Source organism: Halorientalis persicus (assembly GCF_900110215.1).
Taxonomy (GTDB): Archaea; Halobacteriota; Halobacteria; order Halobacteriales; family Haloarculaceae; genus Halorientalis; species Halorientalis persica.
On sequence record NZ_FOCX01000008.1, the window covers coordinates 58,236 to 74,045 of the forward strand.

At 64.9% G+C, this 15,810-nt stretch carries 18 protein-coding genes; 7 read left to right on the plus strand and 11 right to left on the minus strand.

What is annotated here, in order from left to right; translation table 11 throughout:
- Positions 1 to 44 precede the first annotated feature (44 nt).
- A complete protein-coding gene (locus BMX17_RS10415) occupies positions 45 to 479 on the plus strand; it encodes a DUF3054 domain-containing protein (protein WP_092659714.1) in 435 nt (144 codons plus the stop codon).
- Here the strand turns inward: BMX17_RS10415 and BMX17_RS10420 are convergent.
- Together BMX17_RS10420 and BMX17_RS26055 are read right to left on the minus strand one after the other, a co-directional pair.
- The gene (locus tag BMX17_RS10420) at positions 445 to 1,692 is read right to left on the minus strand and encodes an MFS transporter (protein ID WP_092659936.1); all 1,248 of its coding nucleotides are present in this window, start codon (positions 1,690 to 1,692) and stop codon (positions 445 to 447) included. The genes BMX17_RS10415 and BMX17_RS10420 overlap by 35 nt on opposite strands.
- A 180-nt stretch (positions 1,693 to 1,872) precedes the next feature.
- Positions 1,873 to 2,037, minus strand: a complete 165-nt coding sequence (locus tag BMX17_RS26055) for a DUF7331 family protein (RefSeq protein WP_170845383.1) — start codon at positions 2,035 to 2,037, stop codon at positions 1,873 to 1,875.
- A gap of 388 nt (positions 2,038 to 2,425) precedes the next feature.
- Between BMX17_RS26055 and BMX17_RS26935 the strand changes: the two genes are divergently transcribed.
- Both BMX17_RS26935 and BMX17_RS10430 read left to right on the plus strand, forming a co-directional pair.
- Positions 2,426 to 2,572, plus strand: coding sequence for a hypothetical protein (locus BMX17_RS26935; protein WP_244514978.1), 147 nt, complete (start codon positions 2,426 to 2,428; stop codon positions 2,570 to 2,572).
- Between the two features lie 107 nt (positions 2,573 to 2,679).
- Entirely contained in the window at positions 2,680 to 3,687 is a 1,008-nt protein-coding gene (locus tag BMX17_RS10430) for an ornithine cyclodeaminase family protein (RefSeq protein ID WP_092659717.1), read from the plus strand.
- Here the strand turns inward: BMX17_RS10430 and BMX17_RS10435 are convergent, their stop codons facing one another.
- On the minus strand, positions 3,688 to 3,885 hold the full coding sequence (locus BMX17_RS10435; RefSeq protein WP_092659719.1) for a hypothetical protein: 198 nt from the start codon (positions 3,883 to 3,885) through the stop codon (positions 3,688 to 3,690).
- Positions 3,886 to 4,082: 197 nt separating this feature from the next.
- On the opposite strand from BMX17_RS10435, the gene BMX17_RS10440 reads away from it, so the two are divergent.
- Complete coding sequence (locus tag BMX17_RS10440) at positions 4,083 to 4,268, plus strand: hypothetical protein (protein WP_211611319.1); 186 nt, start codon at positions 4,083 to 4,085, stop codon at positions 4,266 to 4,268.
- Here BMX17_RS10440 and BMX17_RS10445 read toward each other — a convergent pair.
- From BMX17_RS10445 to BMX17_RS10475, 7 genes are all read right to left on the minus strand, one after another.
- A complete protein-coding gene (locus BMX17_RS10445; RefSeq protein WP_092659723.1) occupies positions 4,265 to 5,311 on the minus strand; it encodes a presenilin family intramembrane aspartyl protease PSH in 1,047 nt (348 codons plus the stop codon). The two genes, BMX17_RS10440 and BMX17_RS10445, sit on opposite strands and share 4 nt — an antisense overlap.
- Before the next feature lie 87 nt (positions 5,312 to 5,398).
- Positions 5,399 to 7,582 carry a PAS domain S-box protein gene (locus tag BMX17_RS10450; RefSeq protein ID WP_092659725.1) on the minus strand — a complete coding sequence of 728 codons (2,184 nt, stop codon included), beginning with the start codon at positions 7,580 to 7,582 and terminating at the stop codon, positions 5,399 to 5,401.
- Positions 7,572 to 8,615 (minus strand): sensor histidine kinase, encoded by a 1,044-nt coding sequence (locus tag BMX17_RS10455; RefSeq protein WP_170845384.1) that lies wholly within the window; start codon positions 8,613 to 8,615, stop codon positions 7,572 to 7,574. Before BMX17_RS10455 ends, BMX17_RS10450 begins: the two co-directional genes overlap by 11 nt.
- 91 nt (positions 8,616 to 8,706) lie before the next feature.
- Positions 8,707 to 10,200: an ATPase domain-containing protein gene (locus BMX17_RS10460; protein WP_342027696.1), complete on the minus strand. Its 1,494-nt coding sequence runs from the start codon at positions 10,198 to 10,200 to the stop codon at positions 8,707 to 8,709.
- Between the two features lie 295 nt (positions 10,201 to 10,495).
- Positions 10,496 to 10,723, minus strand: a complete 228-nt coding sequence (locus BMX17_RS10465; protein WP_092659732.1) for an H/ACA ribonucleoprotein complex subunit GAR1 — start codon at positions 10,721 to 10,723, stop codon at positions 10,496 to 10,498.
- A 2-nt stretch (positions 10,724 to 10,725) separates the two neighbouring features.
- Positions 10,726 to 11,004, minus strand: coding sequence for a signal recognition particle subunit SRP19 (srp19, locus tag BMX17_RS10470; protein WP_092659734.1), 279 nt, complete (start codon positions 11,002 to 11,004; stop codon positions 10,726 to 10,728).
- Positions 11,005 to 11,050: 46 nt separating this feature from the next.
- Positions 11,051 to 12,169: a PGF-CTERM-anchored ABC transporter substrate-binding protein gene (locus BMX17_RS10475; RefSeq protein WP_170845385.1), complete on the minus strand. Its 1,119-nt coding sequence runs from the start codon at positions 12,167 to 12,169 to the stop codon at positions 11,051 to 11,053.
- Between the two features lie 61 nt (positions 12,170 to 12,230).
- On the opposite strand from BMX17_RS10475, the gene btuC reads away from it, so the two are divergent.
- The 3 genes from btuC to BMX17_RS26940 all read left to right on the plus strand — a co-directional run bounded on the left by btuC (position 12,231) and on the right by BMX17_RS26940 (position 15,343).
- Complete coding sequence (gene btuC / locus BMX17_RS10480) at positions 12,231 to 13,331, plus strand: vitamin B12 ABC transporter permease BtuC (RefSeq protein WP_092659738.1); 1,101 nt, start codon at positions 12,231 to 12,233, stop codon at positions 13,329 to 13,331.
- Positions 13,328 to 14,557, plus strand: a complete 1,230-nt coding sequence (locus tag BMX17_RS10485; protein ID WP_092659740.1) for a heme ABC transporter ATP-binding protein — start codon at positions 13,328 to 13,330, stop codon at positions 14,555 to 14,557. Before btuC ends, BMX17_RS10485 begins: the two co-directional genes overlap by 4 nt.
- 81 nt (positions 14,558 to 14,638) lie before the next feature.
- Positions 14,639 to 15,343 (plus strand): DUF5518 domain-containing protein, encoded by a 705-nt coding sequence (locus BMX17_RS26940; RefSeq protein ID WP_244514980.1) that lies wholly within the window; start codon positions 14,639 to 14,641, stop codon positions 15,341 to 15,343.
- Here the strand turns inward: BMX17_RS26940 and BMX17_RS10495 are convergent, their stop codons facing one another.
- Positions 15,344 to 15,769: a universal stress protein gene (locus BMX17_RS10495; protein WP_092659742.1), complete on the minus strand. Its 426-nt coding sequence runs from the start codon at positions 15,767 to 15,769 to the stop codon at positions 15,344 to 15,346.
- Positions 15,770 to 15,810 lie beyond the last annotated feature (41 nt).

Genomic DNA, 15,810 nt, shown 5'->3' on the forward strand with positions numbered 1-15,810 from the left:
GGGGAGTCGGGACACCCAAGTCCACGCGGTCCGAACGCCCGGCTATGACTGCGCTCGACTGGGTTCGGAGTCGCGTCGATCCGTCCACCGCGACGGGGCTCTTTCTCGTCGGTGATCTGCTGGCCATCGCGGTGTTCGTCGTGATGGGTGAGATCAGCCACGACTACCCGCTACTCTCCATGCGGGTCCTCGGAACGTACGCCCAGTTCTTGCTCGGCTGGCTGGTCGTGGCGATTCCCGCGGGCGTGTACGCGGCGGACTACCGACGTGACCTGACGCGCTCGACGGTACTGGTACTGGGCGCGTGGCTCGGTGCCGACGTGGTGGCCCAGGGGTTGCGCTCGACGGCGGTTTTCCCGGGTAACGCGGCGCTGACGTTTGGAATCGTCGCCTTCCTCGTCGGTGGCGTCCTGCTGGTCGCGTGGCGGCTGACGTTCGCCGTCGTCACGTCCCGACGGCAGTCGACGGTGCCCGCGTGACGAGATAGATCCCGAGCCCGGCGGCCACCGCCGCCAGTCCCGCGAGGACGACGAACAACTGCTGGGGGGCGAAGAAGGTCAACATCGTGCCCGCAAGCGTCGCGCCAAGCGCGCCGACGCCGAACACGCCGAGGTAGGTGAATCCGTAGGACAACCCCCGGGTGCCGGCCGGCGTGTACTCGGCGACGCTGGCCTGGTAGAACGGCTGGACGAAAAACAGGAAGAAGCCGAGCAGTGCCGAGACGACCAGCAGGGCCGACAGTCCGAGTGCGGCCGCCGGCAGGAACAGCAGTGCGATGACGGCCAGCGCACCGAAGCCGGCGAGGATCCCGACCTCCGGGCGGCCCCGATCCGTGAGTTTGCCGGCGACGAACTGCCCGCCGACGCCGACCATCAGCAGACCGACGTAGATGTACCGGCTCGGCTGGAGGGTGCGCCCGCCGAACTCGACCGGAGCCAGCGCGGCGATCGCCAGGTTGTCGAGCAGTTCGGGCAGGAAAGTGAGGACGCCCCGGTAGTACAGACCCGAACAGAGCGTCACCGCGAAGACGACGACGAACGCGCCGGCAAACAGGTGTCGCGACTGGCTGAGGAAGTCGCCGAGCGAGTCGACACCGCCGCCGGCGCGGCTGTCCCCGTCGTCGCCGCTCTCGCCACTCCCGTCCGTGGCCGCCACGGCCGCGCGCTCGTCGATGTCGGCCCTGAAGGCGTAGAGGGCGGCGAGGGCGGCCGGCAGAGCGAGGATTGCCACCACGACCCGCCAGTCGAACGCCAGCAGGAGGAGGATCGTCAGGAGGGGGCCGACGGCGATACCGACGTTGCCGGCCATCCCGTGGTAGGCGAAGGCGCTCCCGCGCTGTTCGACGCCGCGACTGATCAGCGAGAGCCCGGAGGGGTGATAGACACTTGCGGCGACGCCCCAGACGGCCATCGCGAGGCCGATCACCGCAGGGGTCGGCGAGACGGCCAGCAGGAGGAACGACGCACCCATGCCGACCAGACAGGCCGTGATGAGCACGCGGGCGTCGATCCGGTCGACGAGAACGCCGCTCGGGAGCGCGCCGAGCCCGAACAGCGCGAACCCGACGGTCACAAGCGCGCCGATCGTCGCCTCGTTGACCGGGACCTGCGCCAGTCCAACGTCGATGACGGAGAATTCGGTGAGCCAGATGGGGATCAAAACAGGGATCGACAGCTCGTAGGTGTGGACCATCGCGTGTGCGACCGTCACGAGACCGACGATCGAGCGGTCGTTACTGTTCACGCCACACGGCTTCGACGTTGACCCGCTTCAACGCGTCGGTTACGCGCAGTTTGGCAACTGGTAACGCGCGACTACCACTGGTGGTATCGAGAGAAACGTGTGTCTGGGCCTTCCCCCCTGCGGTCGGCCTCAGCACTCCTCGTCGACCGGAATCGACACGCTGGACTGGATCCAGGCCTGGTGGTTCTCCCGGTCGTAGATGACGAACTCGTCTTCGCCGATGTCGAGTTCGGCGTACTGTGGCTGCTGGGAGTCGCCTGCTTCGTCGTCGGTGTCCGTGTTGTGGATGCTCATGTGTGACCTCGGCGGCTGTTCCGCTTCCGTCCGCCTCGTGACCGAAATTTCCCGCACGTCCCCATAAGGGCTTGCTCCAGATTATCACACAATATAATGCTATATACCAGACTCCCATCGATAAATGCAAATATTCTCAGCAATAAAAATCAGACCTCGACTCGTCGGTGTAACAGTCGCTCCCGCCGAGCCACGTGTTCCGCCGGTGACACTGTGAAACGATCTGGGTTACTCCGCGATTGTCGGGTTCGACGTACAGCCGTCTGGAAGGGAACACCCACTACAGCAACCCATACTAGTACACGGTATTACGTGATACTACGACGACGTTCTCTGCCTCGTTCCGGTGTCCGCTGCAGGAATCAGCGCTGCGCTTCTCGGTGCGGGAGTGTCACGCACGGTCGCCGTTCCGCTCGCTCTGGTCTTCGCTGTCGGTCTGATCGGCTACGCGATGTTCGTCAACGCCCCGGTCGAGGACGGGACGCCGACCTCACCCACGGCCTCACAGGATACCCCACAGTACTCCGCCGACTGAATCCGCTCGCTTTCCGTTCCCGATTCTGCGTTCTGTCTCGCCGTCCCCTCGATTCCGCCACCGCCCCTTCCAGCACACCTATGAGTGGGTCGCCCGAACGGGCGGGCATGACGACACACAAGGAAGCGCTGTTCCTGCGGAGCGACGAACTCGCCGGGCTCGCCGACCCGGCGGAGTACGTCGACGCTGTGCGGGAGGGCTACCGTCAGCGCGGCGAGGGCGCACCGGCCGAACCCCGGACCAAATTGCCCAACGCCGACCCACCGGGGTTCTTCACTGGCTATCTCGCCATCTTGCCCGATACGGGCGCGATGGGGACCTACACCTACGGTGCTGGCTTCGGGGCCCAGGACGCTCACTTCATGCTCTCTTTGTTCGATGCCGAGAGCGGCGAGCCGCTGGCGCTCATGGACGGCGCGAACATGAACCCGTTCAAGACCGGGGCGGCGGGCGCGGTCGGCATCGACGCGCTAGCCCGCGAAGATGCCGCCACGCTCTCGATCATCGGGAGTGGCGCACAGGCCCGTGGCCAGCTCCGCGCCGCGACGACCGTGCGCGACTTCGACCGGATCGACGTGTACTCCCCGACCAAAGAACACCGCGAGAGCTTCGCGGCGGAGATGAACGACGCGCTCGACGCGACCGTCGCCGCGGTCGCCTCCAGCGCGGCCGCCGTCGAAGGCGCCGACGTGGTGATCACCGCGACCAACGCTTCCGAACCCGTCTTCGACGGCGACCTGCTGGAGGAGGGGACCCACGTCACCGCAATGGGGCAGTACGACGCCGACGTGCGCGAGATCGACGCCGAGACCGTCGAGCGTGCCACCTACGTCCCCGACCTGCGCGCCCGCACCGAGACCGACGCGGGCGCGTTCATCCAGGCCGTCGAAGAGGGCGTGATCGCCGAGGGCCACGTCCACGCGGAACTGGGCGAAGTCGTCGCGGGCGTCGAACCCGGCCGCACGAGTGACGACGAGATCACGGTGTTCGACAGCGGCGGGACGGCCATCGAGACCGTCGCCGCCGCCCATATGCTCTACGAGCGCGCCGTCGAGCGCGACCTCGGGACGCCACTGGAGTTCGCCCCGGCCAGTCAGGCACTCACCGGGAAGTAACTACCCGAACCGCCGGGCCAGTTCGTACGCGACTGTCGCCGGGAGCGACACCCAGAGCAGGACGAACCCGACCGTCTCGGGAGCGGGCTCACCGGGCGTCAGCGCCGCGTAGAAAAAGAGCGCGCCGGCCGCCAGCACCATCACGACCGTGGAGACGTATGTCGGGTCGGTCCACGAACTCGGGAACCCATCGGACATAGCAGCCGGTGCCCTCGCCGCGTCAAAAAAGATACCGTCAGGGCACGGCCGAGCCCGGACGCGCCGCCCGAGGTCCGACCCCTTACTCTCGCCGGACCGTAGCGTCCCCAGGCGACTGACGGATCGTCGTCTGACATGGTATGCTATGCAACAGGCCGATACCGTGGTGTGATATACCTCACCTCACGAGTGAGGTGTTGAACGAAGTCACGAACACGGTGCACAAACACGAGACGGGTAAGTCGGCGTTCCAGTCGGAGTATGGCGTCACGTACAATCTCTCCGAGGACGACCTCCCGGTTCTCGGAACTATCGAGTCCGAGCTCGGTCCGGCGACGGTCAGCAAGTGCGGTCGGTGTTTCGACGACGCTGGCGGCCACTAGAGGAAGCCGGCGACTCCGAGCGCCTCCACCAGCGGGAGGCCGCTCGCGAGCGCGCCGACGAGATATCCCCCGATCACGCCCCCGTTGAGCAGTGGCAGTCCTGCGTGAGCGCGCCCCTGCAGCACCATTCGCAACAGCACCGCCAGGCCGAGGAAGGTCCCGACCATCGCACCCAGCGCCGTGACCGGAATCACCAGTCCCAGCGCGCCGACGGTCGGAACCGACGCCGGCGCGAAGAAGGCTGCGCTGGCGACCAGCACCGTTGGAATCACCGCGTCGCCGAGCCCGATGAACAGCGCGTCTCGGTCCATGGGGTCCGCGTCGACGGCGTCGTCGGTCTCGTCGTCGTCCGGCCCGTCTGCGTCGGCCGCACCCGATTCGGTTCCTCCGTTGGCCGCTGCCTCGCCCTCGACCTCGCCCGTGGGATCGGGCGTCTCTGCGTTCAGGAACGAGTACGAGAGCGTGAGGGGAACGACCAGCACGACCGGGACCTTGAGGTCCATCACGCCGGAGGCCAGCGTCAGCATATGTTCGGTGCCGTAGACGCTGATGGCGTCGTAGATGGCCAGTACGGCCAGCAAGAGTATGGCGGGCAGCAGCCCGAAACTGATCCCGAACAGGCCGGCCGCACCGGCCCCCATGACGACGCCGGACGCGTCGATGACGTACCACTCGGGATACAGCAGGAGGGCAGCCCCGAGCGCGAGGGCGGCCGCCACGGCCAGGACATTGAATCCCGCGACGGAGCGGACGTTCGGGACGACGACGCTGAACACGTACCACGAGAGATAGACCCCGGCGAAGACGACGAACGCCCGGATGAGCTGGTCCACGTTCAGTTTGATCGCCAGCAACATGAGGCCGGTGGCGATCAGGATCGCCGCCACGTAGACGACGGTGTTCGTCGGGTCGCTCGGGTCCTCGACGGCCTGGTAGCCGGCCGCCTCGAACGGCTGGACCAGCGCCAGCGCCCCCAACTGCACGAGCAGAAAGATCAGTCCGATGAATGCGCTCGCGACGAGCGCCCGCGTTCGCTGCTCCATACCGGCCCCACGCCCGTCTCCCGTTTCAGGATTGCGAAGGCGGTGTCCAGAGGCTCCACAGGAAAAGCGGTGTCCACGGTCGAGCAGTCACCGTGATAGTTCTATTCTGACGACGTTACCGGCTGGCGAACCTTCCTCGACGGTGATGGCCCCACCCGACCGAGTGACGATCAAGTTGACGAGCCACAACCCGAGCCCGCTCCCATGATACAGCGGCGTTTGCTCCGTCTCATCTACCAGTACGTTCCGCTCTACCTCCGGGATCGGTGGCCCGTTGTCGGCGATGTCGATGTGAACAGTCTCGTCGGTGTGGGTCACAGTGACCGTGACCTCGGGTGACGGCGAGTCGTTGTGGACGATTGCGTTCGTAACGAGTTCTCCGATCGCCTGGTCGAACTGTTTCGTTGCCTGCACGGTCACCGTTTCGGAACAGTCGACAGCGATCTCCGCGTCCGGATAGCCCGATGTAACAGTCGAAACGACGGACTGGAGATGATCACGGATCTGAATCTCCTCCAGCGTTGGTTCCTCACGCAACAGCTCCGTTATCTTCCGTTCCTTTTCAGCCAGTTCGACCAGTTGGTCGCTCGTATCGATGATCTTGCCGGCGGAGGCGCCAACCTCATCCGACGCCTCGTACTGAATCGCCTCGGCCTGCCCTCGTATTACGTTCATATCGTTCCGCAGATTGTGCCGTAACACCCGATCGAGGACCGCTAACTGCTCTTGACGGTGCTTTCGGTCGGTTACGTCCTGATGGAATTGAATGAAGTTCACGACGTCACCAGCATCGTTTTTCACCGGCGCGATTTCGAGATGGTTCCAAAACTCCGTGCCGTCCTTCCGATAGTACCGCAGATCCATCGAGATCGGCTCTTCGGCGTCGACCGCCGTCCGGATGCTGGCAATCTTCTCCGGGTCAGTGTTCTCGCCCTGGAGGAACCGACAGTTCTCCCCGAGGACCTCCTCCCGTGTGTAGCCCGTCATCGCCACGAACGCCTCGTTCACGTAGATCAGCGGGTTGTCCGCTCGCTCGGGATCGGAGATACTGATACCGACTGGCGCTTCGTCGATCGCATACCGTCGCCGTTTGAGTGTCTCCTCTCGCTCTTTGCGCTCCGTAATGTCGTCCTGGATCGCCACGTAGGCGTGGATGTCGTCACCGTCGGACACCGGTGCGATCGTCTGCATCGCCGTGTACTTCTCGCCGTTCTGTCGGCGGTCGACGATCTCCGCTTCCCACACGTCGCCCGACTTGAGGGTCTCCCAGAGCTCCTCGAAGTACGCGTCCGGCATTTCGCCGGAGTTCAACACGTGTGGCGTCTCACCGACGACCTCCGCCTGGGTGTATCCGGTTAGCTCCTCGAACGCCGGGTTGACGTATTCGATCGTTCCGTCCGGATCGGTAATGAAGATCGCGTGACCGGCGGATTCGACCGCCTGCTCGATTCGCTGGAGCTCGCGTTCGCGTTCTTTGCGCTCGGTGATCTCCTGGATCGTCCCTCGAACGCGAGTCAGCTCCCCCTCCTCGTACTGTGGCTCTCCACGTGTCCGAACCCACCGGTAGTTGTCTTCCGCATCGATGAGCCGAACTTCGACATCGTAAGGCTCCTCCGCCTCGATGGCCCTCTCGAATGCTTCTTCGATGATCGGTCGGTCCTCGGGGTGGTAATACTCGAAGCTCAGTTCCGGAGATAGCGTCACGTCGTCCGGGAGCGCGTGGATGCGATACACTTCGTCGGTCCACAACAGCTCTCCAGCGTCGACATCGTACTCCCAGGCACCCACGTTTGCGATGTCTTGAGCCTTCTCGAACAGATCGACCTGCCGTTCGAGTTCTTGCTCTCGCTCCCACAACGTGAGTGATTGCTCTCGGAGGCGAAGTAACGCCGACAGCCGCCAGTGGAGTTCTGCCTGCTGAATCGGCAAGGAGACGATTTCGTCGATCGCTTCCGTAACGACGCTGTCCGCTAGCTTGCCGGCGTCCGTGTCGATGACGTCGGCCCCTGACTCCGGAACCAACAGGAGATACGGGAGCAAGACCGGGGCTGCCGCCGTTTTCTTCACCCGCAACGCGTCGAGATTCTCCCGAAAAGCCCCGTTGTCCATGATGCACACGTCGAACTCGGTTTCGTCGATACTCTCCGCTAACGCCGCGATCTCGTAGGCGGGGTGTTCCTCGAGCCACTCGACGAGCAACTGGCGATTCCCTGTCTCCGAAACGAGCGGGAGAACACGGCTCTGTGAGTCGGGGACGTCTCTAGGAGCCATCGTCGGCGATATTCACCTCGGTTACTGACTCTTTCGGGAGTTCGACTTCGATGCTAGCCCCGCCCAACTCAGCATCACCGATCCTGACTGCGCCGCCATACTGCGTGAGCAGTGTATCGACGAGGTACAGACCGAGTCCCGCACCCGGATGGTCGAGCCCCTGCTCCGTTCGGCCCAAGACGGCGTCCCGATGACGCTGTGGGATGCCTGGCCCATTGTCGGCGACCGTAACCGTAACCGTCTCAGCGTACTCCAGGACAGTAACTTCTACTCGGGGTGTGTCGCTGTCGTTGTGTTGCACTGCGTTGTTCAGTAGGTTTCTGAACACCGACGCGAGCAGGTCGTTTGCACGGACGTATACTCGTGGGATCTCACGAGTGATCACGAAATCGGCATCCTCGAAGGTCGTGCGGCGTTTGGTGAGTTCGTTGGTCACGACACTCTCGAGATCCACCGCCTGTAAGTCCGGATCACCAGCCGTCTGGAGTGTCTCGACGAACTCCCGTACGGCCTTCGTGAGATCCACGACGTGTTGACTGCTGTCTCGAATCCGTTGGCGTATCTGGTTACCCTCCTCGTCAGTGTTCTCTGCGAGGTGTTCGGTCCAGCCGCTGACGACGTTCATCTCGTTACGGATATCGTGTCGAGTGATTCGGTTCAACAACAGGAGCTGCTCTGTCTTGCGTTCTAGTGCCACCGACTGGGCTCTAATGCGGGTGAGCGTTTCGAGTCGCCTCCGTAACTCCGCAGTGTCGATCGGTGTTGGCAGTACTTCATCGACGAATTGCCAGACCTTCGACCCCATCTCGGGCCGGCCCAGAGTATCGAGTGGTGCGTCGTCGGTGCCAGTACTCACGAGAAGGACCGGCAGGAAGGCGCTCGCGTCATTCTTTCGTTCTCGAATCACCGTTTCGTACTCACGAAGCGAGCGCTCGTCGAGGATGCCAACATCGAAATCAGTATCTGCGAGTCCAGCGTTGTCCCCCGATATCACTTCGTACCGCTCCTGTTTTCGTAGCCAGTCGGCGAGCACACGCTGATTGCCGGTATGCGAGAGTGTCGACAAAATCCGGACTGGTGACAACTCTATTTCGGGTCTGTTGGCGGGAGGGGAGTCCCGCGACTCACGTCTCATCGTCGTCCCACCCCGGTGTGCCGGTGAGAATTCCTCGGAGTTCCGGGAGCGATTCACCGACGCGCAGTCCATGCCCAGTAATCTCTAGCTCTCGGAGCTGGTTCTCGTAGTCGCTGGTGCGCATCTTGAGGACCCCGATCACCTTCCGGAGTGTGCCCTTGTATTCGACGTGACGCAGGACGACGATACTATCGGCAAGATAGCTCATCCCCTGATCCGTCGCGCGGAACTCACCGGTGATCTCATGGACCTCGTTCGTGACGAGACCGGTCACACCCATGTTTCGGAGATACCGTCCGATCTTGACGAGGTGTCGCATGGGCTCGGCACCGACGCCGCGAAGCGACTGTTCGAAGCCGCTGGTCCCGTCGATCATCACGATCTCCGCGTCGTTGTCCTCGACTTCCGTTCGGATGTGGTGGGTAAACTCGTCGATCGTGAGTTCCTCCGGCCCGATCACCTCCACTTTGAGCGTTCCCTGATCGATCATGTCGGTGATGGGGATGTTGACGGCTTCTGCACGCTCGAAGAGGGTCTGTGTATCCTCCTCGAAGCTGTACAGGACCGACCGTTGCCCCCGTCCAGCGGCCTCTTTCATGAACTGGAGTCCAGTCGTGGTCTTTCCGACGCCCGTCGGGCCGCTCAGAAATGTAATCGTCCCAGTGGTGAGACCACCCGACAGAAGCGAGTCCAGTTCGGGGACGCCGGAAGACAGTTTCGCCGACGTGTCTTCGCGTTCGTGGCGGTTTGGATCGAGACGTGTCCACACTCGCATCCCATCGTCGGTGATCCGGAGCGTGTGGTGGCCAGACCTGACGGATGAACCACGGAACTTCGAGACGTGGATCGTCCGGCGACCCGAATCGTCCTCCATGCTGACGACGGCATCGACCAAAAACTGGAGGTCGTCGTCGGGCATCGATTCAGCGGCCTGCGATGTGAGTATGACCGTCGCACCCTCGGCTTTGAGGAAATTCACGAGACCGAGGATCTGCGAGCGGAACTGGTGCTGGTCGGGCGCGAGATACCGGAACTCGGTGACGGGATCGACGACCACACGATCCGGGCCGATCTCCTCGATCTCTGTACGGATGTTTTCGACGAGCGACGGTGTCTCTACGTCACCGGACTCGAACAGGGTGTACGTCTCCTCGCCCTGAAACTGGTCGCCGGAGGCCGAGAGATTGAGGAAGCTGAGCCCGTCGATATCGAAGCCGAAACGTCGGCCGGTGTCTCGAATGTAGGCTTCAGGCTCACCGAGATTGATGTACAGCCCAGTCTCACCAGCATCGAGGCCAGCGGCAAGGAAGTGCAACGAAAAGATCGACTTGCCTGACCCGGGTGGACCGCGCACGAGGGTGGCAGTTTCAGGTAGGTAACCGCCACCGAGAACATCATCCATACCCGGAACCCCCGTCGAAATCCGTTCCTGACTATGGATATCATCTGACATCACATGGTGAGTCAGGTTTTGGTTACTCATATCCCTTCTCTCGTTTTTCAACCTTTGATAACTGCCATACTGACAACTGATTGGTCATAAACCCGAATCTCGCATCCCTCGACCAGCAAATTTCGACTGGTTCGACGAGACGACTGATTTTTCTCCGACCACGACCGTCGATGGGTGTGATCCGTGCGCAAGCAATATGCTAGTTCAAATTATACTATATCGGGTTATACATTCTGGATCCTCCTCCTGTATCTAGAACGCGGTTGCTGATCCGCAGTGATCGAGTGTGACGTGCGTTACCGCACCAATAGCGCAACGACGCAATTCACCGTGCGTACAGCGCCGTCCCCAGTAGCGTCGGCAGGCGAACCGCTTCGTCGGTCGAGACGGCCACGTACGGCTGGTCGACGGGGCCGAACACGTCCACGACCCGGCCGATTTCGTCTAAGTTCTCGTCGACGACGGTCGTCCCGAAGTCCGGGTGGCCGTCGTCGGGCGAGCGAACGACCGCGAGTCCCTGGGCTGTGCGGACGACCTCGCCGATGCGTTGCATACTCACGAGCGGATCACGTCGAGGTAGGCCGCGACCGCGCCCAGCAGGTCGCTCTTGGTCGCGTCGTCGGCGTCCTTGACGAGGACGCGACCGCGCGGTTCGAACTCCCGGGAGTACTGTTTGTCCCGCTCGATGACGGCGTCGTAACCCACCTGTTGGACCGCCTGTGCAATCTCGTCGACGGTCGGCTCGGGGACCGCCTGCTCCAGATTGACCCGTCGACCCTCGGCGCGCGTCAGCTCCGCGTCGAGGTACGCGGGCCAGATGACGTTTTCGACCATACTCGCCTCTGGCCGGGCCGTCGGTAAGGACTTTTCCGTCCAGCTTTCACGACCGACACACGGCGACCAGCGCCGCCGCGATCACTGCGAGAACGGCGACCGCCGCGCCGAAGCCCGGTCCGTTCGCGGAGGTCGTTCCGACTGTCGTTTGGTTCGGGGTCGACACGTCAGACGCGTTCACCGTGCGGTTGGCCTCGGCCAGTTCCTCGGGGTACCAGGTCTTGGCGAGTTGTGTCAGCGGAATCGCCACGCGGGGCCCGGGCTGGTTGATGTAGCTGTAATCGAGCGCGATGGTCTGATTTTGCTGGACCGCGGTCGTGTCGTTGTACGGCGTGCCCTCGGGAAGGCTGTAGTCGTCCGGGTAGACGATCCACTCGGGGTTCCGGTCGATCACGATCTCGTCGTTGAGTTCCTTGTACCCCTCCAGTCCGGCCTCGGCGGCGACGTTTTCCCCGCCGGCGGTCTCGATGGCGTCGTGAATGTGTGTTCCCGTGCCGGTCGTGAAGCCGAAGAAGGTGTAGAGCACGGACGGTCGGTCGGTCGCGTTGGCGTGGGCCGCCCGTGTGCGTTCGACCGTGAGCCGGAACTCGTTGGCCGCCTCGCGTGCCGATTCACAGGACCCGACCAGCCGGCCGGTAGTCTCGACGTTCCGCGCGATTCCGTCCAGCGACTCCACGCCGGCGAAGTGATACACCGTCAGCCCGGCGTCGCGGAGCGATTCGACGGTCTCGGGGTCGGAGACGTTCGCCGCCAGCACGAGATCGGGCTGGGCCCCGACGACCTTCTCGACGACGCCCTCGCCGCTCACGTCCGTCTTGTCGCCTCGGTCGTCAAGATACGACGTGTACTGGTTCACCGGCAGCCCGACGACCCGATCCTGCGCGCCGATCTCCCAGAGGATCTGGGCGTCGCTGGGCTGGAGCGCGACGACATCCATGTCTTCGGATCGTTCGACGGTGACCTCGGTTCCGGTCACGTCCGTCATCGTCACCTCACCGGTGCAACTTTGCTGTGTCACCGCCGCCGAAACGGAGGTCCCGTCGACGGCCGACTCGGCGCCTACCGGATTGCCGGCCGACGCTGATCCGCCAGCCACCACGCCGGTCACCGCGAATCCGCCGACGACCAGCACCACCACCGCGAGAACGAGTGTTCGTGTGTTCATCTGGGTCAGCCTCAGTCGGTATCCAATAAGTATTTGCCTACTCCAATCCAGCTTGAAGAGTATGCACACGGGCGTCCGGACCCTCTGGTGGTCGGTCGGGCTGTCCGTCATCCTCGTGGCGGTCGTCCTCGCGAGCGCGACCATCGGCCCGGTCGCCATCGACGCCCTCACCGTCGCGAGGGCCACGCTCAACGCGGTGGCTGTCCCCGTCGGCGTCTCGGTGGCCGTCGAGTCCGCCGGCGTGTTCGGCGCGTCTGTTCCCGTCCCGGTGCCCGACGTGTCCTACTACTACCCGTTCTCGCTGTCGGTCCCGACGACCGCCGAGGTCATCGTCCGGCGGGTGCGGCTCCCCCGGATCGCGCTGGCAGCTGTCGTCGGCTTCTCGCTCTCCTCGGCCGGTGCGGTCATGCAGGGCTTCTTCCGCAATCCGATGGCCGATCCCTCGATCATCGGCGTCTCCTCGGGGGCGGCCGTCGGCGCGGTCGCGACCATCGCCTTCCCGCTCGCGATCCCCTTCGGCCTCCAGGCCGCGGCTTTCGCCGGGGCCCTGGCGGCCGCCTTCGGCGTCTACGCCATCGCCAGCGAGGGCAATCGAACGCCGGTCGCCACCCTGCTGCTGGCGGGCGTCGCCGTCCAGACGTTGCTCGGCGCGGCCGTCTCCTATATGCTGTTGCAGTCCGGGCAAAGTCTCCGGGAGGCCGTCTACTGGCTGATGGGACAGCTCTCGGGCTCGTCGTGGGCCGAGGTGGAGGTGACCCTGCCCCTCGCCGTGCTCGCGTTCGCGGTCCTCTACGCCTACGCCCGCGACCTGAACGTCCTCCTGCTCGGCGAGGCCGACGCCCACACGCTCGGCATCGAGGTCGAACGGACCAAGCGAATCCTGCTCGCGGTCGCGAGCATCATCACGGCCGCGGCGGTGTCGGTCGCGGGCGTCATCGGCTTCGTCGGCCTGATCGTCCCGCACGTCATGCGACTGCTGGTCGGCCCGGACCACCGCATCCTGCTCCCGACGAGCGCGCTCGCCGGCGCGGCCTTCCTCGTGGCGGCCGATACGTTCGCTCGTGCCGGCCCTGCGGAGGTCCCCGTCGGTATCGTCACCGCTGCACTTGGCGCGCCCTTCTTCCTCTACCTGCTCCGGAACCGGGAGGTGCACGCGCTGTGATCGACGTGGACGGCCTCACGGTCGCCCGCGGTGGCGTCACCGTCTTCGAGGACGTGTCCCTCACGGTCGAAGAAGGTGAGTTCGTCGCCCTCGTCGGCCCCAACGGCGCGGGCAAGACGACGCTCCTGCAGGCGATCAACGGCGTCCTGACGCCCGGATCCGGAATCGTCAGGGTCGACGGCCGCCCCATTGGCGACTGTTCGGCCCGGGATCGGGGGCGGCTGGTCGCGACCGTACCCCAGGACACTCACGTCGGCTTCGACTTCTCCGTCGAGGACATCGTGGCGATGGGTCGGACGCCCTACCACACCCGATTCGGGCGGACCGACCGCGAGGCCGACAATCGGGCGGTTCGGCGCGCCCTCGAACGCACCGATACCGCCCGATTCGCCGACCGCCCGGTCGACGAAGTGAGCGGCGGCGAGCGCCAGCGCGTCCTGCTGGCCCGAGCACTCGCACAGGACACCCCCGCACTCCTGCTCGACGAACCCACTGCGAGCCTCGACGTGAACCATCAGGTCGAGACGCTGTCGCTCGTGTCGGACCTGGCGGCTTCCGGAAAAGCCGCGCTCGCGGCGATCCACGACCTCGATCTGGCCGCGCGATTCTGCGATCGCATCGTCCTGCTCGCGGACGGCCGAGTGCTGGCGAACGGCTCGCCGGCGGCGGTGCTGGACGCCACGTCGCTCGGCGCGGCCTTCGACGCCGACGCCGCCGTGACGACCCATCCGACCACGGGGACGCCGTCGGTGACGGCCCTCGGTGAGCGTCGCGACCGCGACCTGACGGTCCACGTCGTCGGGACCGGTCGAACCGCCGCGCGCGTGATCGCCCGCCTCCACGACGCCGGCGCGACCGTCACCGCGGGCCCGCTCCCGGAGGGCGACCTCGCCGCCGAGACGGCACGCGCTCGCGGTCTGGAGACCGTGACGGCCCCGGCGTTCGGCTCGCTCGACCGTGGGGTCCGGGACCGCGTGGCCCGACTCCGGGAGGAAGCGGCTGTCCTCGTCGCGGCCGATCCGCCACGGGCCGACGGGATCGCAGGCCTCCTCGACGCGCACATCCCGGTCGTCACGGTCGACGGCGCGGGGGGACCGGACGCCGGAGCGCAGAGACAGACTGCGTCAGCTCGACCCGAGACGACGACGCGGGTCGCGTCGCCGGCGCACGTACTGGAGGCCGTCGTCACCGTCGCGCCAGAGCGGGAACTCCCCGCAGACGACTGACCCGATAGCACCGCTCGTCGCCGTTTCTGTGTCAGCAATCGTCACTGGGAGCTTATGTCCACACCGAGCGTACGTTCGGGTATGTCTTCAGTATCCAACTCACAGGGCATCGGCTCGGGGACGGTCAGCCGCACCGTCGACTGGGCGGTTACGCTCGTGACGATCCTCGCGGGTCTGCTGTTCGCGGCGGGCGGAGCCGTACTTTACAGTTCGGCCGACCGCAGTTGGATCGCCGCGGCGGTCGCGGAGGGCACCGTTCACTCGGACGGCCTGACCGACGCGCAACTCGTCGACGCGCTCCACGGACTCGCGTGGTGGGGCGGTATCGGCCTCGCGGTCACCGGCCTGCTGTTCGTGATTGCCGGCGTCGCGTTCATGGCCTACCGCACCCGCTGGCACCGCCGCCGGGCCGAGACCGGCGAGACCGGCCCGGACACGACCACCAACGCCGTGATCGGTGCGGTCGTCACCGTCGTCACCTCGTTCGTTCCGATCTCGCCCGTGCTGGGCGGGGCGGTCGCGGGCTACCTCGGCCGCGGTGACGGGCGCAACGGCGTCCGCGTCGGGGCGTACTCGGGACTGGTCACGTCGATCCCCGTGATCGTGCTCTTCGCGTTCCTGATCGGCGGGGCCGCGGTCGTCGGTGTCGAGATCGGCGTCGGTCTCGGGGCCGCCGCCGTCGCCCTGATACTCCTGGTCGCGCTCGCGGTGACCGTGCTGACCGTCGTCGGACTCTCTGCGCTCGGTGGGTACCTCGGCGTCGAGTTCTCAGAGCGGTCGACCTGATCAGGACAGATCGACGGTCAACACCGGAACCGACGCGTCGGCGACGACCTTCTCCGCCGTGCTTCCGAGGATGTTCTGCGTGTAGTCGTCACCCTGTGTCCCCATGGTCACCACGTCGATGTCTTCCGCTTCGGCGTAGGCGACGATCTCGTCGGCCGGCGTCCCCCGCCGGATCGCCGTGACGGCCTCTAGTCCGGCGGCTTCGAGTTCCGCCGCGACGGTCCTCACGGCGTCGGTTCCCTCTGCCTGTAAGTCTTCGAGGACCTCCGATTTCATCTCGTTGTCGAGGGTCAGAAACGCCCGGTCGTCGACGACGTAGAGGACGTGGACGGTCGCGCCGTCGTCGGGCGCGATCTCGGTCGTGCGGTCGAGGACGGCGTCGAATCCCTCGCCGCCGTCGGTCGGGACCAGAATGTCGTCGTACATACGTGAACGTCACCCCGCGGTGTACACACGCCTTTCGGTCT